At 69.5% G+C, this 23,307-nt stretch carries 23 protein-coding genes; 12 read left to right on the top strand and 11 right to left on the bottom strand.

The window, feature by feature from the left end; genetic code table 11:
- Nucleotides 1–19: 19 nt before the first annotated feature.
- Nucleotides 20–766: a GntR family transcriptional regulator gene (locus tag WS95_RS17890; RefSeq protein ID WP_006489667.1), complete on the top strand. Its 747-nt coding sequence runs from the start codon at nucleotides 20–22 to the stop codon at nucleotides 764–766.
- Between the two features lie 22 nt (nucleotides 767–788).
- Here the strand turns inward: WS95_RS17890 and WS95_RS17885 are convergent, their stop codons facing one another.
- Nucleotides 789–2,180 (bottom strand): CoA transferase, encoded by a 1,392-nt coding sequence (locus tag WS95_RS17885; protein WP_059824897.1) that lies wholly within the window; start codon nucleotides 2,178–2,180, stop codon nucleotides 789–791.
- 140 nt (nucleotides 2,181–2,320) lie between these two features.
- Between WS95_RS17885 and WS95_RS17880 the strand changes: the two genes are divergently transcribed.
- Nucleotides 2,321–3,553 (top strand): citrate/2-methylcitrate synthase, encoded by a 1,233-nt coding sequence (locus WS95_RS17880; protein ID WP_059824895.1) that lies wholly within the window; start codon nucleotides 2,321–2,323, stop codon nucleotides 3,551–3,553.
- Here the strand turns inward: WS95_RS17880 and WS95_RS17875 are convergent.
- Nucleotides 3,526–3,849 carry a DUF2917 domain-containing protein gene (locus WS95_RS17875; protein WP_034208204.1) on the bottom strand — a complete coding sequence of 108 codons (324 nt, stop codon included), beginning with the start codon at nucleotides 3,847–3,849 and terminating at the stop codon, nucleotides 3,526–3,528. The two genes, WS95_RS17880 and WS95_RS17875, sit on opposite strands and share 28 nt — an antisense overlap.
- 226 nt (nucleotides 3,850–4,075) lie before the next feature.
- Between WS95_RS17875 and mdtD the strand changes: the two genes are divergently transcribed.
- Both mdtD and WS95_RS17865 read left to right on the top strand, forming a co-directional pair.
- Nucleotides 4,076–5,512: a multidrug transporter subunit MdtD gene (gene mdtD / locus WS95_RS17870; RefSeq protein WP_034208205.1), complete on the top strand. Its 1,437-nt coding sequence runs from the start codon at nucleotides 4,076–4,078 to the stop codon at nucleotides 5,510–5,512.
- A gap of 168 nt (nucleotides 5,513–5,680) precedes the next feature.
- Nucleotides 5,681–6,955, top strand: coding sequence for an EAL domain-containing protein (locus WS95_RS17865; protein ID WP_034208206.1), 1,275 nt, complete (start codon nucleotides 5,681–5,683; stop codon nucleotides 6,953–6,955).
- A gap of 19 nt (nucleotides 6,956–6,974) precedes the next feature.
- On the opposite strand, the gene WS95_RS17860 is transcribed toward WS95_RS17865, so the two are convergent.
- The 3 genes from WS95_RS17860 to WS95_RS17850 form a co-directional block, all read right to left on the bottom strand.
- Nucleotides 6,975–7,580: a class I SAM-dependent methyltransferase gene (locus tag WS95_RS17860; RefSeq protein ID WP_059824894.1), complete on the bottom strand. Its 606-nt coding sequence runs from the start codon at nucleotides 7,578–7,580 to the stop codon at nucleotides 6,975–6,977.
- Nucleotides 7,581–7,671: 91 nt separating this feature from the next.
- Nucleotides 7,672–8,727 carry a 2-dehydropantoate 2-reductase gene (locus tag WS95_RS17855; protein ID WP_059824892.1) on the bottom strand — a complete coding sequence of 352 codons (1,056 nt, stop codon included), beginning with the start codon at nucleotides 8,725–8,727 and terminating at the stop codon, nucleotides 7,672–7,674.
- Nucleotides 8,720–9,244 carry an Mpo1 family 2-hydroxy fatty acid dioxygenase gene (locus tag WS95_RS17850; RefSeq protein ID WP_059782214.1) on the bottom strand — a complete coding sequence of 175 codons (525 nt, stop codon included), beginning with the start codon at nucleotides 9,242–9,244 and terminating at the stop codon, nucleotides 8,720–8,722. Before WS95_RS17850 ends, WS95_RS17855 begins: the two co-directional genes overlap by 8 nt.
- An 81-nt stretch (nucleotides 9,245–9,325) precedes the next feature.
- Between WS95_RS17850 and WS95_RS17845 the strand changes: the two genes are divergently transcribed.
- Both WS95_RS17845 and chrA read left to right on the top strand, forming a co-directional pair.
- The gene (locus WS95_RS17845) at nucleotides 9,326–10,033 is read left to right on the top strand and encodes a Crp/Fnr family transcriptional regulator (protein WP_034208210.1); all 708 of its coding nucleotides are present in this window, start codon (nucleotides 9,326–9,328) and stop codon (nucleotides 10,031–10,033) included.
- Between the two features lie 107 nt (nucleotides 10,034–10,140).
- A complete protein-coding gene (chrA, locus tag WS95_RS17840) occupies nucleotides 10,141–11,352 on the top strand; it encodes a chromate efflux transporter (RefSeq protein ID WP_059824890.1) in 1,212 nt (403 codons plus the stop codon).
- Nucleotides 11,353–11,454: 102 nt separating this feature from the next.
- Here the strand turns inward: chrA and sodB are convergent, their stop codons facing one another.
- On the bottom strand, nucleotides 11,455–12,033 hold the full coding sequence (gene sodB / locus WS95_RS17835; RefSeq protein WP_034208212.1) for a superoxide dismutase [Fe]: 579 nt from the start codon (nucleotides 12,031–12,033) through the stop codon (nucleotides 11,455–11,457).
- Nucleotides 12,034–12,262: 229 nt separating this feature from the next.
- On the bottom strand, nucleotides 12,263–13,645 hold the full coding sequence (gene xseA / locus WS95_RS17830) for an exodeoxyribonuclease VII large subunit (protein WP_059824889.1): 1,383 nt from the start codon (nucleotides 13,643–13,645) through the stop codon (nucleotides 12,263–12,265).
- A gap of 451 nt (nucleotides 13,646–14,096) precedes the next feature.
- Between xseA and lpxK the strand changes: the two genes are divergently transcribed.
- From lpxK to adk, 4 genes are all read left to right on the top strand, one after another.
- The gene (lpxK, locus tag WS95_RS17825) at nucleotides 14,097–15,125 is read left to right on the top strand and encodes a tetraacyldisaccharide 4'-kinase (RefSeq protein ID WP_027812762.1); all 1,029 of its coding nucleotides are present in this window, start codon (nucleotides 14,097–14,099) and stop codon (nucleotides 15,123–15,125) included.
- On the top strand, nucleotides 15,106–15,300 hold the full coding sequence (locus WS95_RS17820) for a Trm112 family protein (RefSeq protein WP_006482216.1): 195 nt from the start codon (nucleotides 15,106–15,108) through the stop codon (nucleotides 15,298–15,300). Before lpxK ends, WS95_RS17820 begins: the two co-directional genes overlap by 20 nt.
- Before the next feature lie 123 nt (nucleotides 15,301–15,423).
- Nucleotides 15,424–16,215 (top strand): 3-deoxy-manno-octulosonate cytidylyltransferase, encoded by a 792-nt coding sequence (gene kdsB / locus WS95_RS17815; protein WP_034208215.1) that lies wholly within the window; start codon nucleotides 15,424–15,426, stop codon nucleotides 16,213–16,215.
- A 208-nt stretch (nucleotides 16,216–16,423) separates the two neighbouring features.
- Entirely contained in the window at nucleotides 16,424–17,086 is a 663-nt protein-coding gene (gene adk / locus WS95_RS17810) for an adenylate kinase (RefSeq protein ID WP_059824888.1), read from the top strand.
- 240 nt (nucleotides 17,087–17,326) lie between these two features.
- Here adk and WS95_RS17805 read toward each other — a convergent pair whose 3' ends face one another.
- Both WS95_RS17805 and murJ read right to left on the bottom strand, forming a co-directional pair.
- Complete coding sequence (locus tag WS95_RS17805; RefSeq protein WP_011546044.1) at nucleotides 17,327–18,169, bottom strand: SirB1 family protein; 843 nt, start codon at nucleotides 18,167–18,169, stop codon at nucleotides 17,327–17,329.
- 8 nt (nucleotides 18,170–18,177) lie between these two features.
- A complete protein-coding gene (gene murJ, locus WS95_RS17800; protein ID WP_059782205.1) occupies nucleotides 18,178–19,728 on the bottom strand; it encodes a murein biosynthesis integral membrane protein MurJ in 1,551 nt (516 codons plus the stop codon).
- 302 nt (nucleotides 19,729–20,030) lie between these two features.
- Between murJ and rpsT the strand changes: the two genes are divergently transcribed.
- The gene (gene rpsT / locus WS95_RS17795; protein WP_006482211.1) at nucleotides 20,031–20,303 is read left to right on the top strand and encodes a 30S ribosomal protein S20; all 273 of its coding nucleotides are present in this window, start codon (nucleotides 20,031–20,033) and stop codon (nucleotides 20,301–20,303) included.
- A 156-nt stretch (nucleotides 20,304–20,459) separates the two neighbouring features.
- On the opposite strand, the gene WS95_RS17790 is transcribed toward rpsT, so the two are convergent.
- Nucleotides 20,460–20,780, bottom strand: a complete 321-nt coding sequence (locus tag WS95_RS17790; protein ID WP_011546046.1) for a DUF3579 domain-containing protein — start codon at nucleotides 20,778–20,780, stop codon at nucleotides 20,460–20,462.
- Nucleotides 20,781–21,192: 412 nt separating this feature from the next.
- On the opposite strand from WS95_RS17790, the gene argF reads away from it, so the two are divergent.
- Complete coding sequence (gene argF, locus WS95_RS17785; RefSeq protein ID WP_006482207.1) at nucleotides 21,193–22,122, top strand: ornithine carbamoyltransferase; 930 nt, start codon at nucleotides 21,193–21,195, stop codon at nucleotides 22,120–22,122.
- A gap of 87 nt (nucleotides 22,123–22,209) precedes the next feature.
- Here the strand turns inward: argF and murB are convergent, their stop codons facing one another.
- Nucleotides 22,210–23,259, bottom strand: a complete 1,050-nt coding sequence (gene murB, locus WS95_RS17780; RefSeq protein WP_034208218.1) for a UDP-N-acetylmuramate dehydrogenase — start codon at nucleotides 23,257–23,259, stop codon at nucleotides 22,210–22,212.
- Between the last annotated feature and the right edge of the window lie 48 nt (nucleotides 23,260–23,307).

The following is a 23,307-nucleotide window of genomic DNA, read 5'->3' as shown; positions in this document are numbered from 1 at the left end:
CCTGATCGATACCCATTGTATGAAGGCACCCACGGACGACCGCTGGCAGGACCTGCGCCCCGACCCCGACAACGATACGCCGCTCTACCTGCAGCTCGCCCGCAAGCTCGGCGACGCGATCCACGACAACCGCTGGACGGCCGGCGAAGCGCTGCCCTCCGAGCGTGTGCTGTCCGAAGCGCTCGGCGTGTCGCGCATCACCGCGCGCAAGGCGATCGCGCTGCTCGTCGAGCAAGGCTTGATCCGCCGCACGCAGGGCGCGGGCAACTTCATCCAGCCGCGCTACGAGGATCCGCTGTCGCGGCTGTCGAGCTTCAGCGAAATGCTCGAGCGCCGCGGCTTCAAGCCGAGCTCGCAGTGGCTCGCGCGCGAAATTCAGCCCGCGAACCGCGACGAAGTGATCCAGCTCGGGCTGTCGCCGGCCGCCTCGGTTACACGCTTGAAACGCCTGCGTCTCGCCGACGGCATCGTGATGGCCGTCGAGAACTCGACGTTCCCCGCCACGCTGATTCCCGATCCGCAGGCGATCGTCGGCTCGCTGTACAGCTATCTCGAAGCGCGCGGCACGCCGATCGTGCGCGCGCTGCAGCATTTCCGCGCGGTCAACGCGACCGACGAGATCGCCGAGCAGATGGGCATCGCTCCGCACGACGCCCTCCTGCTGATCACGCGGATCGGCTATACGTCCGACCAGCGTGCGATCGAACTGACCGATACCTACTGCCGCAACGACTACTACGATTTCGTCGTCGAACTGCGCAAGTAACGCGAGCGCACGTCGCCGGCCCTCACAGCCAGCGTGCGTCGTCGGTGCCGAGCGGCACGGGCGGCCGCGCGAACGACGGCGGCGTCGCCGACAAGCGCTCGGCCGGCCGCACGGTGTCGAGCACGCCGAACGGCGAGGCGATGCGGTCGATCCGGTCCCGCACGTCGGCAAGCGCGAGATCGGGCGCGTGCAACCCGTCCGGCACGACGCCGAACGACTGCAGCCAGCGCCCCGTCTGCGCGAGCGACATCCGCACGTGCCAGCTTCCCCCTTCGCGCGCCCGCCGTGCGAGCGCGATCATCGCGCCGAACGCCGCGAGATACCCCGTTGCATGATCGAGCGCCTGGCACGGCAGATGGCGCGGCCCGCTCGCCTGCGCGGCCTGCTGCTCCTGCCACGCGATCCCGCTCGCCGACTGCACGAGGCTGTCGAACCCGCGCCGCGCCGCCCACGGTCCTGCATGCCCGTACGCCGACACCGACACGTAGACGATGCCGGGCCGCCGCGCCGCCAGGGCCTGCGGCGCAAAGCCGCGCGCCGCGAGCGCGCCGGGCCGGTACGACTGCAGAAACACGTCCGCATCGCGCGCCAGGGCGTGCAGCGTATCGACGCCCGCCGAGTCGCGCAGATCGACCCACGTCGAACGCTTGCCGCGCCCGTTGTCGATCACGAGCGGCGCAATGTTCGGCAGGTGCGGACCGTTGACGAGCAGCGTCTGCGCGCCATGCGACGCCAGCGTGCGGCCCGCGACCGGCCCCGCGATGATGCGCGTGAGATCGAGCACGCGCACGCCCGCCAGCGGCTGGTCGGCCTCGCCGCGGCCGATCGGCTCGGCCGGCGCGTCGCCGATCCGCTCGATCTCGAACAGCGGCAGCGACGCGATCGCGCGCGCCTGCTCGTGAGCCGCCCATTCCTCAGGGGTTCTGATCAATGCCGCGCAGAGGCCGGCATCGGCCAGCGCCGTGTCGAGTGCCGCGCCGTCCCACGTACGGATCGCCGCGGCCACGTCGGCGGGCTGCGAGCCGCAGCCGAGCACGTCGAGAATGCCGTGCAGGTGATGCGGAAAATTCGCATGCAGTTGAATCCAGCGTCCGTCGCCCGTCTCGAAGAAGCCGGTCACCGGATGGCGCAACTCCGGCGGCGGCCCGTCGTCCACGCGCAGGTAGCGTTCGCTGCGGAACGCCACGAGCGCGTCGCGCACCGACACGTCGACCGTTTGCGTCACGCCCGTTCGCAGCCGATGGCATTCGGCCGCCGCGAGCCCGGCTGCGGCGATCGTCGCGGCGGCGAGCGTGCCGACATGAAACGTCGACGGCAGCGCCGGGTCCTGCCCGGTCACGGTCGTCCGGGCCAGCGCGTCGCGCGCGCCGTCTGCGAGTTGCCAAAGATGCGCCAATGCGAATTCGGGTGTCATGGTGAAGGAGACGCCGTTGGGGAGACGGAATCGAGTCTAGAATTCGCGACGGGCACGATCAATCTTGATTGTGCGAATCAATACATAACGAATAGTTGTAGCGGACCCGCGTTTCATGCGCGGCGACAGGAGCGAGCGGCATGACATCCGTCAGTGCACAGGAAGCCGCCGGCATGCTCGGCGTCAGCGTGAGCACCCTCTACGCATACGTGAGCCGCGGCCTGCTGCGCTCGCTGCCCGACGGCGCGACCAAGCGCCGCCGCTACGACGCGAACGAGGTGCGCCTGCTCGCGCGCCGCCGCGCCGACGCGAAGCGCGCGGGCGGCGTCGCCGAACGTTCGCTCGACTGGGGCGTGCCGGTATTGGAATCGCGCATCACGCAGATCGCCGACGGCCGCCTGCGGTACCGCGGCACCGATGCGATCGCGCTGGCCGACGCTGCGACGCTCGAAGAAACGGCCGCGCGGCTGTGGGACTGTCCACCCGCGCGGCTGGCCGCCACGTCGCTCGCATCGACCGGTTTCGATGCGGCGCAGTGGGACGACTGGGCGCGTCGCTGGGCGCATCTCGCACCGCTCGAACGGGCGCTGGTGCTGCTGCCGGCCGCGGCCGCATCGCTGCCGCGCCTGTGGGCGCAGGGGCGCAACGCGCAGCTCGATTCCGCGGCGCTGCTGCTGCGCGTCGCGACGGCCGCGCTCGCCGGCATCGCGCCGGGCGACGCACCCGTGCACCGCCAGCTCGCGGCCGCGTGGCGCGTGCGGCGGCGCGACGAAGCCGACCTGCTGCGGCGTGCGCTCGTGCTGTGCGCCGATCACGAACTGAATCCGTCGACCTTCGCGGTGCGCTGCATCGCATCGACCGGCACCCATCTGTTCGGCGCGATCTCGGGCGGGCTCGCGGCGCTGTCGGGGCCGCGCCACGGCGGCGAGACGTTCCGCGCCGGCACGCTGCTCGACGAAGCCGCCCGCGCCGCCGATCTCGATCGCTACCTCGCGCTGCGGCTGGCGCACGACGAACGCGCGGACGGCGGGCGCACGGCCCTGTCCGGCTTCGCGCACCCGCTGTACCCCGACGGCGACCCGCGCGCGCGGGCGCTCCTCGATGCGCTGCACGCGGCGACACCCGAGCGGCCGGCGCTGCGCAGGGCGCGCGCGCTCGCTTCGCGCGTCGAAGCGGCGACGGGCCTGCGGCCGACGATCGATTTCGCGCTCGCGGTGCTGGAGCGCACGCTCGCGCTGCCCGACGGCGCGGCGTTCACGCTGTTCGCGGCCGGCCGCACGGCCGGCTGGATCGCGCATGCGCTCGAACAGTACGCGGACGGGAAACTGATCCGGCCGCGGGCGCGCTACGTCGGCAGCGACGCGGCCGCGTGACGCCGGCCGCCGCGCCATGCGGCGAACGGGCGCCACCATGCCGGCGCGCGGCGCTCGGCCGGCGCCGCGAGCGGGCCGAACGCGAACGTCGCGCCGCGCGGCCCGGCGCTGACCCACGCGCGCGTGCCGGGCAGCAACGTCAGCGATGCGCCCGCACCCAGCCAGTGATCGTCGGGCCGGCCCTCGACGGTCACCCACACGTCGCCTGCGGCCACCTCGAGCAGCGTGCGATCGACGATCCGCCACCGTCCGGCCGGCTCGTCGCCGTCCATCACGTAAAGTCGCAGTTCGCGCATGGCAGCCTCCTGGTCGCACGGGGTCGATGCCGCCAGTATTTCGGATAGCGGCGGCACACGGACAGATACGGCCGCAGACGCTTTCGGCTGAACTGTACTGGCCGCCCGACGGAGACAGGCATCCGGCGGCCGAGCCGGGCGGGCCACCCGACACAGCACCCCGAACTGCACGGCGCGGCGGCTTTCCCTACAATGTCGGCTGTCCCGCGCCACCGTCCCCGCCGTCATGTTCCAACGCCCGCCCGCCGCCGCTCCCGGCGAAAAGAACCTCACCGTGATGCTCTGGCTCGTTGCGACGGGCTTCTTCATGCAGACGCTCGACGCGACGATCGTCAACACGGCGCTGCCGTCGATGGCCGCGAGCCTCGGTGAATCGCCGCTGCGGATGCAATCGGTCGTGATCGCGTACTCGCTGACGATGGCGGTGATGATCCCCGTGTCGGGCTGGCTTGCCGACACGTTCGGCACGCGGCGCGTGTTCTTCAGCGCGATCCTGGTGTTCTCGCTCGGCTCGCTGCTGTGCGCGAACGCCCATACGCTGACGCAGCTCGTCGCGTTCCGCGTCGTGCAGGGTGTCGGCGGCGCGATGCTCCTGCCGGTCGGGCGGCTCGCGGTGCTGCGCACGTTCCCCGCCGAGCGCTACCTGCCCGCGCTGTCGTTCGTCGCGATTCCGGGGCTGATCGGCCCGTTGATCGGGCCGACGCTCGGCGGCTGGCTCGTGAAGATCGCGTCGTGGCACTGGATCTTCCTGATCAACGTGCCGGTCGGCGTCGCGGGCTGCATCGCGACCTTCTATTCGATGCCCGATTCGCGCAACCCGGCCGCCGGCCGCTTCGACCTGAAGGGCTATCTGCTGCTGACGATCGGGATGGTCGCGATCTCGCTGTCGCTCGACGGGCTCGCCGATCTCGGCATGCAGCACGCGGCCGTGCTGGTGCTGCTGATCCTGAGCCTCGCATGCTTCGTCGCGTACGGGCTGTACGCGGTGCGCGCGCCGCAGCCGATCTTCTCGCTGGAGTTGTTCAAGATCCACACGTTCAGCGTCGGGCTGCTCGGCAACCTGTTCGCGCGGATCGGCAGCGGCGCGATGCCGTACCTGATCCCGCTGCTGCTGCAGGTGAGCCTCGGCTACTCGGCGTTCGAGGCCGGGCTGATGATGCTGCCGGTCGCGGCGGCCGGCATGTTCTCGAAACGGATCATCACGCGCCTGATCACGCGGCACGGCTACCGCAAGGTGCTGCTCGCGAACACGATCATGGTCGGCGTGATGATGGCGAGCTTCGCGCTGATGCGCGACACGGTGCCGGTGTGGGTGAAGGTCGTGCATCTCGCGCTGTTCGGCGGCTTCAACTCGATGCAGTTCACCGCGATGAACACGCTGACGCTGAAGGATCTCGGCACCGGCGGCGCGAGCAGCGGCAACAGCCTGTTCTCGCTCGTGCAGATGCTGTCGATGAGCCTCGGCGTCACGGTCGCCGGCGCGCTGCTCGCGACGTTCACCGGCATGCTGCGCACCGTGACGCCGAGCAACACGCTGCCGGCGTTCCATGCGACGTTCATCTGCGTCGGGATCATCACGGCCGCGTCCGCGTGGATCTTCGCGCAGCTCGCGCCCGAGATCCGCAGCACCGCGCGCAAGACCGACCCGTCCGAGCGCGCGTGACGCGCGGCGCGCGCCGAATCGGGCTCGCGCGCACCATCGCGGTGCAACGCGGCCGGGCACGCGTGCGCGTACCGGCCGCGAATGGCGGCCGCGCGCGGCGCGCTGCCGTGCATGCTTCTTGCTCGCCTATTCTGTAGGTAAACTGGCAGTCTTCCTTCGGCCGACATCATGAGCATGATCGAAATCGATCCCCCCGGCTTTCAGCCGCCCCGCCCCGTCGCCGGCGACGACGGGAACCGGCGCACCGTGCTGTACGGCGGCTACACCGTGTTCAGCGTGTTCCAGCCCGTTTTCTCGGTGTCGCACCGGCGCGCGATCGGCTATCACGCGTCGCTGCGCGCGCACGACGAGGAAAGCCGCCAGGTGGCGTCGCACGAGGTATTCACGCAGGCGGCGCGGCGCGGCGACCTGCTGGAGCTCGGCCGGCTCGCCGAATCGTTGCACCTCGGTAACTTCCACGCGTTCGACAGCCACGACGAATGGCTCTTCCTGAGCCTGCATCCGGCCGCGCTGATGGACACCATCTACGGCGACGCGCTGCTCGCGAACCTGAAGGCGCTCGGGCTGCCGCCGCACCGCGTGGTGCTCGAGGTGCCCGAGCAGGCCGGCGGCGAGACGCCGCGCTATGCGGCGATCATCGACGGGCTGCGCAAGGCCGGCTTCCTGATCGCACTCGTCGGCTTCGGCGCGAAGCATTCGAACATCGATCGCGTGTGGCATTTGCATCCGGACATCGTCACGCTCGACCGCGGCATCCTCGCGCAGGCGAGCGAGCACTCGCATCTCGAACGCGTGCTGCCGGGGCTCGTGTCGCTGCTACACGAATCCGGCCAGCTCGTGCTGATGGGCGGGCTCGCGACCGAACGCGACGCGCTGATCGCGCTCGAATGCGACGTCGATTTCGTGCAGGGCCAGTACTTCGCGGGGCCGAGCGTCGATCCCGTGCAGCCGCAGGCCGCCGCAGGCTGCATGGACACGCTGTCGGCCGCGCTGCGGCTGCGCGTCGCGCAGCGCGAGCGCACGCAGGCGGAACGGCTCGCGCCATACGTCGCCGCGCTCGAGGAAGCGAGCCGCAAGCTCGGCGCGGGCGAATCGCTCACCGACGCAGCCGCCGCCGTGCTCGGGCTGCCCGAGACCGCGCGCTGCTTCCTGCTCGACGCGTCGGGCCGCCAGATCGGCGACAACGTGCTCGCGCGCGGCAGCGTGTCGCAACGCGCGAAGCGCTTCCGGCCGCTGCTGCATTCCGAAGGCGCGAGCTGGGAACGCCGCCCGTATTTCATCGACGCGATGCGCGCGCCGGGCGGTGTGCACCTGACGGCGCCCTACCTGTCGATCAACGAGGCGCACCTGTGCGTGACCGCGTCGATCGCCGCGCCGGCCGCGACGGGCATGCAGGTGCTCTGCGTCGACATCAACTGGGAAGCGGCGCTCAGCCGCGAGTAAGTGCGTGGGCGCGTCGCGTTCACGCGTCGCCGCCCGCCTTGCGCACGATCAGCCGGTGCACGCGCTTGCCGGACGACGCGCCGACGACCTCGTGTTCGTCGATCACGTGCACGCCGGCGCCCAGCGCCGCACGCATCCGCGCCGAGTCGAGCGGCGTATAGAGGCGGCCGCGCTCGTCGCGCAACATGCCGTTTCCGCCCACCCGCCAGCTCAGGTACAACGTGCCGCCCGGCATCAGCAGATCGGCCAGCCGCGCGGCGGCCGCCGCCGCGTCCGCCTGTTCGAGATGCATGACGACCGTTTCGCACAGCACGTTGCAAAACGCGCCGGACGGTACGCCGGCCAGCGCCGGCAGCGCGGCCAGCTCGAAAACCAGACCCGGATGGCGCCGTCGCGCCTCGTCGAGCAGCGCGGCGCTCGCGTCGTAGCCGCGCACGTCGAACCCGCGCGACGCGAGCCAGGCCGTGTCGCGCCCCGCGCCACAGCCGACGTCGGCGGTCAGCCCCGGCGAGAAATGCTGTTCGAGCAGCGCATACATGTCGTCGGGCGCCGCCTGGTCGAGCCAGTCCTGCGCATATTGCGCGGCATGGGCGTCGTAGGCATCGAGAGTCGGGCGATCCACCATGGCGATTGCTCCGCAAAAGCGTCGGATGACGCACTCCGCATCTTAGCCGTTGCGCACGGACCGCGCCGCCGGCCAATGGTGCGACGCCGGCCTACGCTGCCGGCACGCGGCCAGTGCGCGGCGCCTGCGCGGACAGCTCGGCCCACAGCGCATCGCCGCGCCACGCCGGGCGCGCCGCCGCGCTTTCCGCGTCGTGGACGAGCGCGCAGAGTCGCGCATTGACCGGCGCCGGCGCACCGAAGCGGCCGGCCAGCCGCACGATTTCACCGTTGATCCAGTCGACTTCGGTCGCGCGGCCCGCCGCGAGATCGTCGGACATCGACGACCGCGCCAACGGATCGATCGCGAGCATCCGTCCGCCGAGCACGCGAAACGCCGCATCGGGCAGATCGAGCACGGCCGGAATCCATGCAGCCGGCAACGGCGTCAGCCGTGCAGGGCGGATCGCGGCCCGTGCCAGCCAGTGCAGCGCCTCGCGCTGGGCCAATGCGACGCAGCGCCGGTACGTGCGCTGGGCAAGTTCGTCGCGCAGCGGCAGGTTCGCGAGCGCGTTGATCGCGTTGTTCAGGTTGAGCAGCAGCTTCGCCCACTGCACGGCGCGCATGTCGCGATGCAGCACGAGCGGCAATCCGGCGCGCGCGAACATGCTGGCGAACGGCTGCAGCGCCGGCGCCGCGTCGGCCGCGAGCGTGCCGGCCGAACCCTGGTGAAACGCGCCGGGCCCGCGCTCGATCACGTTGAACGGCACCATGCCGGCCAGCACGGTCGCTTGCGGCAACGCGTCGCGCAGCGTATCGGCGTGGTGCAGGCCGTTCTGAAAGCTGATCACGATCGTGCCGGGCCGCAGCACGCCGGCCAGTTGCGCGGCGGCCTCGCGCGTGGCGGCCGACTTCACCGCGACGAGCACGAGCCGCGCGTCGGCCGCCGCGGCCGGATCGGTCGCGAACCCGACATCGGCCGGCGCGAGCGCCGCGCGATAGCCGCGCCGATCGGTCAGCGTGAGCCCGTGTCGACGAATCGCGTCGCCGATCCGTGCACGGCCGACGAGCGTCACGTTCGCACCGGCCGCCGCGAGGCGGCCGCCGAGATAGCAGCCGACCGCGCCTGCGCCGAACACGCAGACCGGCCCGGCCGGCCTGTCAGACATGCGAATGCGCGCCGCCGTGCACCGGGCCCGCGCGCCGCTCGACTTCGCGGCGCACGTCGCCGCGCAGCCCCGCGAAGAATGCGATCTCGGCGACGACGAACAGCGGCCCGACGATCAGGCCGACCAGATCGTCGACGAACGCGGGTTTGCGGCCTTCGAACCAATGCCCGACGAACTGCACGATCCAGCCGACCACGAACGCGCCGACGCCGATCGCGAGCCATTGCGCGGTCGGCAGCAGCGCCAGCGCCTGCGCGGCCCACAGGCCGAGCGCGAGCAGCACGGTCATCACGATCCCGAACCGCAGGTCGAGACGCAGGTAGAACGCCGCGGACACGACGGCGAGCAGCAAGGCCGGCGACAACGCAATGCCGGCCGGCGCGCCGATCGCCGGCCGCGACAGCAACACCTCGACCGCGAACACGATCATCGGGATGCCGACCAGATGCGTCGCGATGTTGCGCGCGTCGCGATGGTAGGCCGCATACTGGGAAAGATGGTCTTCGAGGGTTTTCATGGCGTCTCCTGATCGGTTATCGAGCGCTATGATGCGCGTCACGCCCGAGAACCTCTGTCAGCTACCCGACATCGCGTGCCCATGCCTTCCTCGCTCGCCCCGTACCTGCCGCAGATCGAAGCGAACCCGTGGTTCGCCGCGCTGCCGCCCGCGCTGCGCGCCGAACTGATCGCCCGCGCGACGCTGCGCCGTCTGCCGTCCGGCCACGCGCTGTTCCGGCGCGGCGATCCGCCGTGCGGGCTGTACGCGGTGCTGGCCGGTTCACTCACGATAGGTGCGGTCGATCCGCAGGGCAAGGAAACGCTGCTGACGGTGGCCGAGCCGGTCACCTGGTTCGGCGAGATCGCGTTGTTCGACGGCCAGCCGCGCACGCACGACGCCATCGCGCTCGACGACGCGCTGCTGCTGCACGTGCCGCAGGCCGCGCTGCTCGCGATCCTCGATGCGACGCCGCAGTACTGGCGGCAGTTCGCGCTGCTGATGGCGCAAAAGCTGCGCCTGAGCTTCCTGACCGTCGAGTCGATGAGCGTGATGCCGGCCGCGCAGCGGCTCGCCGCGCGACTGCTGATGATCGCCGAAGGCTACGGCGGCATCAGCGCCGGGCGCACGCACGTCCGGCTGTCGCAGGAGACGCTCGCGTCGATGCTGTCGCTGACGCGGCAGACCACCAACCAGTTGCTGAAGGCGCTGCAGGCCGACGGCGTCGTGCGGCTGCACGTCGGCGAGATCGAGCTCGTGGACATCGACGCGTTGCGCCGCGCGAGCGGGCTCGGCGACGGCACGCACTGAACGCCGCACAACGGCCGCCATTCGGCCTCGATCGGCCTCGATGCGCTGCCTGCGGCCGCCGAGTTGCGCTATCGTGGCGGCTCGTTCCGTCCGCCGCCCGCACCGTCTTGAACACGTCGACCCTTCCCGCCCCCGCGCGCCATCCGTGGCCCGTATTCGTCGCATTCCTGCGGCTCGGCCTCACGTCGTTCGGCGGGCCGGTCGCGCATCTCGGCTACTTTCGCGCGGAATTCGTCACGCGGCGCGGCTGGCTCACCGAGCGCACTTATGCGGATCTCGTCGGGCTGTGCCAGTTCCTGCCGGGGCCGGCGAGCAGCCAGGTCGGGATGGCGATCGGTCTCGCGCGTGCCGGCTATGCGGGCATGTTCGCCGCGTGGCTCGGCTTCACGCTGCCATCGGCGCTGCTGATGATGCTGTTCGCGCTCGGCGTTCACGCATCGGGCGCGCCGATCGAAGCGGGCGCACTGCACGGGCTGCGCATCGTGTCGGTCGCGGTGATCGCGCAAGCCGTATGGGGCATGGCGCGTACGCTGTGCCCGGATGCGCGGCGCGTCACGCTGATGGCCGCGGCCGCGTGCGTCGCGCTGCTCGCGCCGGCCGCCTGGACGCAAGTCGCGGTGATCGTCGTGGCGGCAGCGGCCGGGCTCGTGCTGCTGCCGCAACTGGCGCGCGACGCGCATGAACCGTTGCCGCTGCACGTGTCGCCGCGGGCGGGCGTGCTGTGGCTCGCCGTGTTCGCGGCGCTGCTCGTCGCCCTGCCGTTCGCGGCCCGCACGCTGCGCTCCGATACGCTCGCCGTCGTCGACGCGTTCTTCCGCACGGGTGCGCTCGTGTTCGGCGGCGGCCACGTGGTGCTGCCGCTGCTGCAGGCGGCTGTGGTCGCACCCGGCTGGGTCGGCGATTCGGCGTTTCTCGCCGGGTATGGGGTCGCACAGGCCGTGCCGGGGCCGCTGTTCACGTTCTCGGCATTCCTCGGTGCGTCGCTGCGCGATGCGCCGAACGGCTGGCTCGGCGGCACGATCGCACTCGTGTCGATCTTCGCGCCGTCGTTCCTGCTCATCGCCGGCACCGCGCCGTACTGGGAGCGCCTGCGCCGCAGCGCGCGGATGCAGGCCGCGCTCGCCGGCGTGAACGCGGCCGTCGTCGGGCTGCTGCTCGCCGCGCTCTATCGCCCGGTCTGGACCGACACGATCGTCGCGCCGCGCGACCTGGCCGCCGCGCTGGTCGCCTTCGTCGCGCTGGTGTTCTGGCGCGTGCCGCCGTGGGCCGTCGTGGTCGCGAGCGCGGCGCTCGGCTGGCTGCTCGGCATGGCCGGCTGATCCGGCCCACGCGCCGCGTTCGGGCGGGACAAAAAAACAAAAAGCCCTCGAAACGAGGGCTTTTTCGATGCCGCGCGCCGCGACGGCGCGCAAGCGCCGGACTTACGCGAAGTTCTTCGCGGCGAAGTCCCAGTTCACGATGTTCCAGAACGCTTCGACGAACTTCGGACGTGCGTTGCGGTAGTCGATGTAGTACGCGTGTTCCCACACGTCGATCGTCAGCAGCGGCTTGTCGGCGGTCGTCAGCGGCGTGGCTGCGTTGCTCGTCGACACGATGTCGAGCGAACCGTCGGCCTTCTTCACGAGCCATGCCCAGCCCGAACCGAACGTGCCGACTGCCGCCTTCGAGAACGCTTCCTTGAATGCGTCGTACGAACCCCACTTCGCGTTGATCGCATCGCCCAGCGCGCCCGTCGGTGCGCCGCCGCCGTTCGGCGACAGGCTGTTCCAGAAGAACGTGTGGTTCCAGATTTGCGCGGCGTTGTTGAAGATGCCGCCCGACGACTTCTTGATGATCTCTTCCAGCGGCAGGTTCTCGAATTCCGTGCCCGGGATCAGATTGTTCAGGTTCGTCACATAAGCCTGATGATGCTTGCCGTAGTGGTACTCGATCGTCTCTTTCGAGATGGTCGGCGCGAGTGCGTCTTCAGCGTACGGGAGCGGCGGGAGCGTATGAGCCATGGCGATTCCTTCGTTGAGTATGTAGGGAGGCTGTGTTGAATGCTGCCGAGCGTCCGATTGTAGGCGAGGACGAATATCCCCGCAAACTCACGGGCCATTTATCCGCGGTATGCGAAAAAGCGATGCTGGCGCAACGTCCGGCAGGACGAACCCGACGATGCGCAGCATTCGTGCCCGGTCGCGCGACCCGCATTGCGGCGTTCGTCGCGTTTCGCTCGCGCCGCTTACGTCAGATCGTATCGGTCAGGCGCGGCTGCACGTCGGCGAGCGACACGTCGGCCGAACCCTCGGCGAGATGCACGGTCAGGCGCCGCTGCGGTTTCAGCGCGTTCGGCGCACGCACCGCGCGGCCCGTCTGCGCATCGATCAGCGCCGCATAGCCGCGCTCGAGCGTGCGCTGCGGGCTCAGCACCTCGAGCCGCGCCGCACAGGCTGACACACGCGCCGTGTCGCGTTCATGACGGCGCTGCAATGCGGTCGCGAGCCGTTGCGACATTCCCGCGAGCGCGTGGCGCGCCTGTGACGGATCGGGCCGCGCGCGCTGCCAGCGCAGCTGCGCGAGCGCGAAACGCGCCCGTGCATCGCGCACCGGCCGCGATGCGGCCGACGCCAGCCGCACCGCGAGCTGCTCGACGTGCGTGCGCTGCCGCTGCAGCCGCTCGGCCGGGCTCACGAGCCGGCGCGCGAGCCAGTCGAGCTGCTGTGCACGCTGCTCGAGCCGGCGCGCCATGCCGCGCGCGAGCGCACGCCGGCGGTCGTCGACCTCGCGCAGCAGCAGCGCGCGCTGCGGGCTCGCGAGTTCGGCCGCACCGGTCGGCGTCGGCGCGCGCAGGTCGGCCGCGAAATCCGCGATCGTGAAGTCGGTTTCGTGCCCGACGCCGCTCACCACCGGCAACTCGCTCGCCGCGATCGCGCGCGCCAGCGCTTCGTCGTTGAACGACCACAAATCCTCGATCGAGCCGCCGCCGCGACAGACCAGCAGCACGTCGACCTCGCGCCGCGCATTCGCGGTCGCGACGGCCGCGACGAGCTTTTCGGCGGAACCGGCGCCCTGCACGGGGGCCGGATAGACGATCACCGGAATGTGCGGCGCGCGCCGCGCGAGCGTGGTCAGCACGTCGCGCAGCGCGGCGGCCTGCAGCGACGTGACGATGCCGATCGCGCGCGGGTGCGCCGGCAACGGCCGCTTGCGCTCGGGGGCGAACAGGCCCTCGCCTTCGAGCTGCGCCTTCAGCCGCAGGAACGCCTCGTACAGGCGCCCCTGCCCGGTGCGCCGCACCGCTTCGACATTGAGCTGCACTTCGCCGCGCGGCTCGTACATCGTGACGACCGCGCGCACCTCGATGCGGTCGCCTTCGCGCGGCGTGAATTCCGCGTATTGCGCGCGGCCGCGGAACATCACGCAGCGCATCTGCGCCTGCTGGTCCTTGATCGAGAAATACCAGTGGCCGCTCGCCGCGCGCGTGAAATTCGACACTTCGCCGGAAATCCACAGCAGCGGAAACGAACGCTCGAGCATCGTCGAAATCGCACGATTGAGCGCCGAAACGGGAATCACTTCGTCGCCGCCGCGCGTGGCGCCGGGTGCGGAAAAAGGAGAATCGGAAAGCATGGGCGGTCGGATGAATGCTGGCGGCGTCACGATAGTCCGACATGCACGCGACGTCCAGCGCCGCCGCATTCGCCGCCGGGCACGGCAAAGGTGTCCACACTCTGGCATTCGTCCGCGTAAAACGCTCGGAAACCGCTAAAAAAGCCAGACAATTCTTTGTAACACGTTGATTTTTATAATTTTTTAAAGCTTTCAGAATGATTCTCATCCGATTCGATGCCCGCCGGACGGGCGTTTGAGGCAATCGACCGGGGAGTTTTTCACAGAGTTATCCACAGCCCGACCCGATCCGGCCCCGCACGCTGCAGCGGCCCATCGCGCTTGCCGCGCCCGCGTGCGGCGCGCTAGAGTGCCGCCTTCCACGGACCCTGCGGCATGCGCCGCCCAACGGAGAATCCGCCTTGACGAATCCGTCCCTCGCCGCGGCGCACGACGCGCCGCGCCCGGCCCGATGAGCGCGCCCGGCGGCCCGCTCGCGCGACTCGAAGCGCGTCTGACACGCGAATGGCAGCGGCGCGGCGCGCTCGCATGGGCGCTCACGCCGTTCGCATGCGTGTTCGGCCTGTGCGCGGCGTTGCGGCGCACCGCTTACGCGCAAGGCTGGAAGCAGCCGGTCGACGTCGGCGTGCCGGTGGTCGTGGTCGGCAACGTGACCGTCGGCGGCACCGGCAAGACGCCGACCGTGATCGCACTCGTCGACGCGCTGCGCGCGGCCGGCTTCACGCCCGGCGTCGTGTCGCGCGGCTATGGCGCGAACGTGAAGGCGCCGACCGCCGTCACGCCGGCGTCGCGCGCGGGCGCGGCCGGCGACGAACCGCTCTTGATCGCGCGCCGCACCGGCGCGCCCGTATGGGTGTGCCCGGACCGCGTCGCGGCCGCGCAGGCACTGCGCGCCGCGCACCCGGACGTCGACGTGATCGTCAGCGACGACGGCCTGCAGCATTACCGTCTCGCGCGCACCGTCGAACTCGTCGTATTCGACCACCGGCTCGGCGGCAACGGCTTCCTGCTGCCGGCCGGCCCGCTGCGCGAGCCGCTGTCGCGGCACCGCGACGCGACGCTCGTCAACGATCCGTACAGCGGCGCGCTGCCGCCGTGGCCCGACACCTACGCGCTCGCGCTGACGCCCGGCGCCGCGTGGCACCTCGACCAGCCCGCGCTGCGCCGCCCGCTGTCGCAATTCGCGAACGAACGCGTGCTCGCCGCGGCCGGCATCGGCGCGCCGGAACGCTTCTTCGCGACGCTGCGCGCGGCCGGCCTCGCGCCGGCGACCCGCGCGCTGCCCGACCATTACGCGTTCGCCGACAATCCGTTCGTCGACGATGCCGTCGATGCGATCCTGATCACCGAGAAGGATGCAGTAAAATTGGGCGCTTCCTGGCGCGACGCCCGACTGTGGGTGGTCCCCGTCGAAGCCGCGCTCGACCCTCGCCTCATTGCCCTCGTTGTGGAGAAACTCCGTGGACGCTCGCCTGCTTGAAATCATTGTGTGCCCTATCTGCAAAGGCCCGCTCCACTACGACCGTGCCGCGCAGGAGCTGATCTGCAACGCGGACAAGCTCGCCTACCCGATTCGCGACGGCATCCCGGTGATGCTCGTCGACGAAGCGCGCCAGACCGTCGAAGGCACGCCGGTCGACCCGGCCGGCCGCTGAACCGCCGCGCCGCTCGCCCGGCGCACCGATTCGAAACCGGCGGCCCGGCCCCGGCCGGGTCGCCGCAGTCCGCCGGGCGACCGGCTTCCGGCGTCGCCCGCCCCGTTCTTCCCAACGCTCCCGATGACTCACCCGCAACCCTTCATCGCCGTCATTCCCGCCCGGCTCGCGTCGACGCGGCTCCCGAACAAGCCGCTCGCCGATCTCGGCGGCAAGCCGATGGTCGTGCGTGTCGCCGAGCGTGCGCGCGAGGCGGGCGCGCAGCAGGTGCTCGTCGCCTCCGACGCGCAGAGCGTGCTCGACGCGGCGCGCGATCACGGCTTCGAAGCGGTGCTCACCCGCGCCGATCACCCGTCCGGCACCGATCGGCTCGCGGAAGTCGCGGCGGCCTTCGGCTGGCGCGACGACACCGTCGTCGTCAACGTACAGGGCGACGAGCCGCTGATCGACCCCGTGCTCGTGCGCGACGTAGCGTCGCACCTGGCCGCGCATCCGGCGTGCGCGATCGCGACCGCGGCTCACCCGATCCACGACGCGGCCGACGTATTCAACCCGAACGTCGTGAAGGTCGCGCTCGACGCGCAGAGCGTCGCGCTGTACTTCTCGCGCGCGCCGATTCCGTGGAGCCGCGACGCCTATCAGCCGCACTGGCCGAACGTCGCGGCCATGCCGGCAGCGGCTTTCCCGGTCTATCGACACATCGGCCTCTATGCGTATCGCGCGCGTTTCCTGCGCACCTATCCGTCGCTCGCGCAGGCGCCGATCGAACAGGCCGAGCAGCTCGAACAGCTGCGCGCGCTGTGGCACGGCGAGCGCATCGCAGTGCTGATCACCGAGTCCGCGCCCGAAGCCGGCATCGACACGCCCGCCGATCTCGCGCGCGTGCAGGCCCTTTTTCAGCCGGGTTCAAAATAACCCGTGGCATAATCAGGCGATTGTGCGAGCCGTCCGCGACCAGCGCGTCCTCGCTTGACCCCGCCCGTGGCCTTGCCGGCAGCCGCGCGTCGCCCTGGCCGACGCGCCGCATCAGACCGATCCGCCGCGCGCCGGGCAAGCCCCGCGCCCGCTGTCGCCGACGCCTTCGTGTCTCGCCACACGAATCTACATACTTGGAGATATCACCATGCGTTTGATCCTGTTGGGCGCGCCCGGCGCGGGAAAGGGCACCCAGGCAAACTTCATCAAGGAAAAATTCGGCATCCCGCAAATCTCGACGGGCGACATGCTGCGTGCGGCCGTGAAGGCCGGCACGCCGCTCGGCGTCGAGGCGAAGGGCTACATGGACGCCGGCAAGCTCGTGCCGGACGCGCTGATCATCGGCCTCGTCAAGGAACGCCTGAAGGATTCCGACTGCGCGAACGGCTATCTGTTCGACGGTTTCCCGCGCACGATCGCGCAGGCTGACGCGATGAAGGAAGCCGGCGTCGCGATCGACTACGTGCTCGAGATCGACGTCCCGTTCTCGGAAATCATCGAACGCATGAGCGGCCGCCGCACGCACCCGGCATCGGGCCGCACGTACCACGTCAAGTTCAACCCGCCGAAGGTCGAAGGCCACGACGACGTGACGGGCGAACCGCTGATCCAGCGCGACGACGACAAGGAAGAAACCGTCAAGAAGCGTCTCGAGGTGTACGAAGCGCAAACCAAGCCGCTGATCACGTACTACGGCGACTGGGCGCAGCGCGGCGAGGAGAACGGCCTGAAGGCGCCGCAGTATCGCAAGATCTCGGGCCTCGGCACCGTCGACGAAATCCGCGAGCGCGCGTTTGCCGCACTGAAGTAAGCCGCGCGTCGCGCACCCGCAAGCCGCCCGTTCCGGGCGGTTTTTTTTGCCTGCCGCGACGTGCACGACCGTGCACGTGTCGCCGCTGCGCCGTGGCACCCCGTGCGATCGGGCGAACGCGCGGGTTGCGCCGGCGGCGCGGCCCGGATGCGGCCGACGTCACCGCACGCGCGCAAGAAAAACGCCCGCGATGCGGGCGTTTCTTCCATATGCCGGCCGCGAACGCGCGGGCGACTCGACTCAATCTTCGCCGTCGCGCTGCATCCGCTGCCGCAATTCGCTGACCTGCGACTCGACGACGGTCGCGTCTTCCGCCTCCGGCCGCTCGCCGAGATACTGCTCGAGATCCTCGAGCGCGGGACGCAGGTAGTCGAGCCGCGCATACGCGAAGCCGCGGTCGCGCACTTCGTCGAGCTGCTCGGGCAACAGGATCACGAGCCGCTGCTGCACCGCGAGCAGCCGCTGCCAGCGTTCCGTCTGCAAGTAGATCGTCTTCAGGTTGCGCAACATCCGCGCGATGATCTCGCGGCTCGTCGCGGGCTGCAGCAGCGCGCGCAACGCGCTGTCGACCGCACCGGCCGCGCGCGCGACGTACGGCTCGAGCATCTCGACCATCTCGGCTTCGGACAGCGAATGGCCGTTGGTCGGATCGATGATCAGGTCGCCGTCCGGCAGCGTCACGCGCAGCAGGAAATGACCGGGGAACGACACGCCGCGCGCCGGCACGCCGATCTGCTCGGCGAGCTCCAGGTACAGCACCGACAGCGAGATCGGGATCCCGCGCCGCCGTTTCAGCACGGCGTTCAGGTGGCTGTTATCGGGGTCGTAGTAATCGTTGTGATTGCACGCGAAGCCGAGCTCGCGGAAGAAGAAGTCGTTCAGCGCGGCGACGCGGCCCTTCAGGTCCGTATCGTCGGCCAGCCGCCGGCGCAGCCGCGCCGCCAGCATGTCGAGTTCGGCCAGCGTGCCCTGCAGGTCGAGGTCGGGATACGCGTCCTGCGCCAACGACAGCGCGGCTTCCGTCACGGGCAGACTGTCGTCGTCCGCCACGAGCGTGCTGAAGTAGTCGAGGACGCGGGTCATTGCGGTCGTCACTTGGCGCGCCTTCTGAAGTAAGCGTATTTGAAGCCCATCACCCACAACATACCGAAATATAGTGCAGCAAACAGCACGAGACACGCGGCCATCAGCGCAATGCGATCGAGCGGCTGCGCGCGCATCCCGGTCCAGTCGAAACTGATCGCGCACCAGTGCATCAGGCCCGCGAGCACGAGCGCCGCGCCAACGAGCTGCACGAAAAAGCGCAGCCAGCCCGGCGACGGCTGGTAGATGCCGCGCTTGCGCAGCCCGAGGAACAGCAGCAGCGAGTTCAGGCATGCGCCGACGCCGATGCTCAGCGTGAGGCCCGCGTGGCCGATCAGCGGCACGAACACGTAGTTCGACAGTTGCGTGACGATCAGCACGCCGATCGCGATCTTCACGGGCGTCTTGATGTCCTGCTTCGCATAGAAGCCCGGCGCGAGGATCTTGATCAGGATGATGCCGACGAGGCCGATCCCGTAGGTGGCGAGCGCGCGCGCGACCATCGTGACGGTATGCGCGTCGAACTTGCCGTAGTTGAACAGCGTCGCGGTGAGCGGCGTCGCGAAGAAGAACAGCGCGAGCGCGCTCGGCGCCGCGAGCAGGAACGTGACGCGCAGCCCCCAGTCGAGCAGCGCCGAATATTCGTGCGAATCGGCGTCGACGTGCGCCTTCGACAGGCTCGGCAGCAGGATCGTGCCGAGCGCGACGCCGAGCAGCGCCGTCGGGAATTCCATCAGGCGGTCGGCGTAATTGATCCACGACACGGCGCCCTGCCCGAGCCGCGACGCGATGTTGGTGTTGATGATCAGCGACAGTTGCGCGACGGACACCGCGAACGTCGCGGGCACCATCTTCGCGAGCACGCGCTTCACGCCCGGATGACGCAGCGCACGCAGCGGGTTGAGGCCGATCAGCGGCACCATGTCGATCTTCTTCAGGCCCGGCAACTGCACGAGAAACTGCAGCACGCCGCCGACGATGACGGCCCACGCGAGCGCGTAGACCGGCACCTTCAGGTGCGGCGCGACGAACACGGCCGCGGCGATGAACGCGACGTTGAGCAGCACCGGCGCGAACGCGGGCAGCGAGAAGCTCTTGTACGTGTTCAGCACGCCCGACGCGAGCGTGGTCAGCGAAATGAACACGATGTACGGGAACATGATCCGCGTCATCGTGACCGCGAGCGGGAACGCCTGGCCGTCGCCGTGCAGGCCGGACGCGACCGCGAACACGACCCACGACGCGCCGGCGATCCCGACGACCGACAGCGCGGCCAGCGCCCACGCGAGCACGGTGGACATCGCGTCGACGAGCGCCTTCGTCGCATCGTGCCCCTGCTGGTTCTTGAACTCGGCGAGGATCGGCACGAACGCCTGCGAGAACGCGCCTTCGGCGGACAGGCGGCGCAGCAGGTTCGGAATACGGAAGGCGACGTAGAACGCGTCGGTGTATTGACTGGCGCCGAACGCACGGGCGATCAGCGTCTCGCGGGCCAGTCCGGTCACGCGCGACAGCAGCGTGAAGCCGCTGACCGTCAGCAGGGCTCGGAATAGATTCATGGGGCGCTTATTATACGGACGTTGCGCGGCACGGCATGGCCGGATGCCGAAAAGCGCACCCGCCGCACCTGCCCGGCATGCGTGGGCGACGCCAAACTTGCCACGCGCTTGATTTTGTTGCTATAATCCGCCGTTTCTGGGCTTGCCACATGCGTTGCGCCTGACGTTTCCATGGGTCGGCTCCGGTAAAATCACCGTTTTTTATGCGCCCCTGGGCAATCGCTCTCAGGGGACGGATCGAAAAGCAGCGCTTGGCCGTCTAGGCTCCAAGCTCTGGAAACAGGACAGGATAAGGAACCGTCATGGCTAACTCCGCACAAGCACGCAAGCGCGCCCGCCAAGCCGCGAAGGCAAATTCGCACAACTCGGCGCTGCGCTCGAAATTCCGTACCGCGATCAAGTCGGTTCGCAAGGCCGTTGAAGCCGGCGACCAGGCAAAGGCTGCCGAACTGTTCAAGGCTGCCGTGAAGACGATCGACACGATCGCCGACAAGAAGATCGTTCACAAGAACAAGGCCGCTCGCAGCAAGAGCCGCCTGGCCGCAGCCGTCAAGGGCCTGCAGGCAGCAGCGTAAATCTGGTGCGCCCGCCTGCGCGGGCGCTCCTGTTTCCTGCGATCGCAAAAAAACCCGCGAATGCGGGTTTTTTTGTTGCCTGTCGCCTGCGCATCACGCACGGCGGCGGCATTCGTCCGGGCAGGCGCGGCACGCGCCCTCGCCCGTCGACACCACTCACTTCTTCGTGTTGTAGTCCGGCAGCTCGCACGCCTCGGTCACGACGAGGTTGTTGTCCTTCGCGAAATTCAGCACGAAATCGAACGCCATCGGCTCGATGTCGCGCAACCGCGAATCGAGGATCACGCATTTCAGGTCGCCGAGCATCGTCGGGCGCACGTACAGCGAATACTTGAGACGCGCATTCGGCCCGCTCGCCCCCGGCCCGAAGCAGGCCATCACACCGGCCAGGCGTTCCGACCAGTCGCTCGGGCGAAACTTTTTCCCGTCTTTCGTGATGCCCTGGATGAAAAATTCGGTCGGAGGGGTTTCAGCCATGTGGTTACCCAAGTGACGGCCCGGCGATGCCCAAGCAACGGCGCCTGGGTACGCGAACACAAAGCTGGAGGGTCGGCGGCACGAGCCGATCGATATCCCGAAAACGGGGCGTCGAGGCGCGCCGCCGGTGGACTGCACCGGATGTGTGCAGCGCACGGCTTGTGTCCGGCAGAGCGCGAAAAGCCTTGCCTGCCGGGCTGGAGAAAACTTTCGGATTATACCGCAGCGCGCCATCGCGCGTCGTCCCGACACCCCCGCTCCCGCGCCGCCGGCCGTACGCGGCGATCCCGCGTCGCGTCGCGCCACGGCTCGTCAAAGCACGGAAAATCCTTTATGCTGCTTTGAGTTATCCACACCCGACGGCGGCGCCGTCCGGCCTCGCTGCCGGGTGAGACCCGCCGTATTTCGTTTCATGACCGCCAAAACCATTCGTCACTACCTGCAGTTCAAGGATTTCTCGCTGGAAGACTACGAGTACGTGCTCGAACGCACGGGTATCCTGAAGCGCAAGTTCAAGAACTACGAGACCTATCACCCGCTGCACGACCGCACGCTCGCGATGATCTTCGAGAAGAGCTCGACGCGCACGCGCCTGTCGTTCGAGGCCGGGATCTTCCAGCTCGGCGGCCACGCCGTCTTCATGAGCACGCGCGACACGCAGCTCGGCCGCGGCGAACCCGTCGAGGATTCCGCGCAGGTCATCTCGCGAATGGTCGACATCATCATGATCCGCACGTTCGAGCAGGACGTGATCACGCGCTTCGCGCAGAACTCCCGCGTGCCGGTGATCAACGGCCTGACCAACGAATATCACCCGTGCCAGGTGCTCGCCGACATCTTCACGTACTACGAACACCGCGGCCCGATCGCCGGCAAGACCGTCGCGTGGGTCGGCGACGCGAACAACATGCTGTACACGTGGATCGAAGCCGCGCAGATCCTCGGCTTCAAGCTGCGCCTGTCGACGCCGCCCGGCTACGCGCTCGACATGAAGCTCGTGTCGCCCGACAGCGCGCCGTTCTACGAGGTGTTCGACGATCCGAACGAAGCGTGCAAGGGCGCCGATCTCGTGACGACCGACGTATGGACGAGCATGGGTTTCGAGGCCGAGAACGAGGCGCGCAAGCAGGCATTCGCCGACTGGTGCGTCGACGAGGAAATGATGGGCCATGCGAATCCGGATGCCCTCTTCATGCACTGCCTGCCCGCGCACCGCGGCGAGGAAGTGACGGCCGGCGTGATCGACGGCCCGCAAAGCGTCGTGTGGGATGAAGCGGAAAACCGCCTGCACGTGCAGAAGGCGCTGATGGAGTTCCTGCTGCTCGGCCGCCTCAAGCACTGACGCGCCGCGACGCGCGCGCGTAAAAAAGCGCCGGTCGACGATCGGCGCTTTTCGTTTGGATGCGCCCGAACCGGCGCGCGCACTGCGTTACAGACAGACCGGCTCCGCCTCCAGCTCGACGCCGAACCGCGCGCGCACGTCGGCCTGGATCGCCCGCGCCAGCGCGAGCACGTCGGCGCCGGTCGCGCCGCCGCGATTGACGAGCACGAGCGCCTGGCGGTCGTGCACGGCCGCCGCCCCGAGCGCGCGACCCTTCCAGCCGCAGCGGTCGATCAGCCAGCCGGCCGCGAGCTTCACGTGCCCGTCCGGCTGCGGATACGACACGATCTCCGGCGCGCGGGCGCGCAATGCATCGAACTGCGCGGCGTCGATCACCGGATTCTTGAAGAAGCTGCCCGCATTGCCGAGCACCAGCGGGTCGGGCAGCTTCGCGCGTCGGATCGCGACGACCGCGTCGAACACGTCGCGCGGCGTCGCCGCATCGGGCGCGATGCCGCGCGCGTCGAGTTCGCGCGTGACGTCCGCATAGCCGAGCCGCGGCGCCCATTGCTTCGGTAGCCGGAACGTCACCGCGACGATCGCGAACCGGCCGCGCCCTTCCCGCTTGAAGAAACTGTCGCGATAGCCGAACGCGCAGCGCGCGGCGTCGAAACGCTCGCGGCGCCCCGTCGCCAGCTCGACCGCGACCAGGGAATCGAAATACGCCTTCATCTCGAGGCCGTACGCGCCGATGTTCTGGATCGGCGCGGCGCCGACGGTGCCCGGGATCAGCGCGAGATTCTCGAGGCCCGGCATCCCGTGCTCGAGCGTCCACGCGACGAACGCGTGCCAGTTCTCGCCGCCGCCGGCCTCGACGTACCACGCGTCGTCGTCCTCGCGCACGACCCCGCGGCCCGCGATCTCGTCGAGCAGCACGACGCCGTCGAAATCGCGCGTGAACACGATATTGCTGCCGCCGCCGAGCACGAGCTGCGGCAGGTTCGCGACCCGCGGGTCGCGATGCAGCGCCTCGAACTGGGCCGCCCGGGTGATGCGCGCGGCGAAACGCGCGCGCGCGGCGATGCCGAACGTGTTGTGCGCGGCGAGCGGATGATCGGGAAGCAGCGACAGGGCGGAATCGTCAGGAGGCATCGGCATTCGCGGTCACGTCGGCCCCGGCGGCGCAGGGGCCGGCCTTGGGCAAAC

Source organism: Burkholderia sp. MSMB1826 (genome assembly GCF_001526325.1).
GTDB lineage: Bacteria > Pseudomonadota > Gammaproteobacteria > Burkholderiales > Burkholderiaceae > Burkholderia.
Note: the sequence above shows the minus strand (reverse complement) of the source record. Positions and strands in the feature narration are given on the sequence as shown.

Bases quoted from the DNA above. Each gene is read 5' to 3' on its own strand.
- WS95_RS17890 (WP_006489667.1), top strand. From the start codon at position 20: ATGAAGGCACCCACGGACGACCGCTGGCAGGACCTGCGCCCCGACCCC.
- WS95_RS17885 (WP_059824897.1), bottom strand. From the start codon at position 2,180: ATGACACCCGAATTCGCATTGGCGCATCTTTGGCAACTCGCAGACGGC.
- WS95_RS17880 (WP_059824895.1), top strand. From the start codon at position 2,321: ATGACATCCGTCAGTGCACAGGAAGCCGCCGGCATGCTCGGCGTCAGC.
- WS95_RS17875 (WP_034208204.1), bottom strand. From the start codon at position 3,849: ATGCGCGAACTGCGACTTTACGTGATGGACGGCGACGAGCCGGCCGGA.
- mdtD (WP_034208205.1), top strand. From the start codon at position 4,076: ATGTTCCAACGCCCGCCCGCCGCCGCTCCCGGCGAAAAGAACCTCACC.
- WS95_RS17865 (WP_034208206.1), top strand. From the start codon at position 5,681: ATGAGCATGATCGAAATCGATCCCCCCGGCTTTCAGCCGCCCCGCCCC.
- WS95_RS17860 (WP_059824894.1), bottom strand. From the start codon at position 7,580: ATGGTGGATCGCCCGACTCTCGATGCCTACGACGCCCATGCCGCGCAA.
- WS95_RS17855 (WP_059824892.1), bottom strand. From the start codon at position 8,727: ATGTCTGACAGGCCGGCCGGGCCGGTCTGCGTGTTCGGCGCAGGCGCG.
- WS95_RS17850 (WP_059782214.1), bottom strand. From the start codon at position 9,244: ATGAAAACCCTCGAAGACCATCTTTCCCAGTATGCGGCCTACCATCGC.
- WS95_RS17845 (WP_034208210.1), top strand. From the start codon at position 9,326: ATGCCTTCCTCGCTCGCCCCGTACCTGCCGCAGATCGAAGCGAACCCG.
- sodB (WP_034208212.1), bottom strand. From the start codon at position 12,033: ATGGCTCATACGCTCCCGCCGCTCCCGTACGCTGAAGACGCACTCGCG.
- xseA (WP_059824889.1), bottom strand. From the start codon at position 13,645: ATGCTTTCCGATTCTCCTTTTTCCGCACCCGGCGCCACGCGCGGCGGC.
- lpxK (WP_027812762.1), top strand. From the start codon at position 14,097: ATGAGCGCGCCCGGCGGCCCGCTCGCGCGACTCGAAGCGCGTCTGACA.
- kdsB (WP_034208215.1), top strand. From the start codon at position 15,424: ATGACTCACCCGCAACCCTTCATCGCCGTCATTCCCGCCCGGCTCGCG.
- adk (WP_059824888.1), top strand. From the start codon at position 16,424: ATGCGTTTGATCCTGTTGGGCGCGCCCGGCGCGGGAAAGGGCACCCAG.
- WS95_RS17805 (WP_011546044.1), bottom strand. From the start codon at position 18,169: ATGACCCGCGTCCTCGACTACTTCAGCACGCTCGTGGCGGACGACGAC.
- murJ (WP_059782205.1), bottom strand. From the start codon at position 19,728: ATGAATCTATTCCGAGCCCTGCTGACGGTCAGCGGCTTCACGCTGCTG.
- rpsT (WP_006482211.1), top strand. From the start codon at position 20,031: ATGGCTAACTCCGCACAAGCACGCAAGCGCGCCCGCCAAGCCGCGAAG.
- WS95_RS17790 (WP_011546046.1), bottom strand. From the start codon at position 20,780: ATGGCTGAAACCCCTCCGACCGAATTTTTCATCCAGGGCATCACGAAA.
- argF (WP_006482207.1), top strand. From the start codon at position 21,193: ATGACCGCCAAAACCATTCGTCACTACCTGCAGTTCAAGGATTTCTCG.
- murB (WP_034208218.1), bottom strand. From the start codon at position 23,259: ATGCCGATGCCTCCTGACGATTCCGCCCTGTCGCTGCTTCCCGATCAT.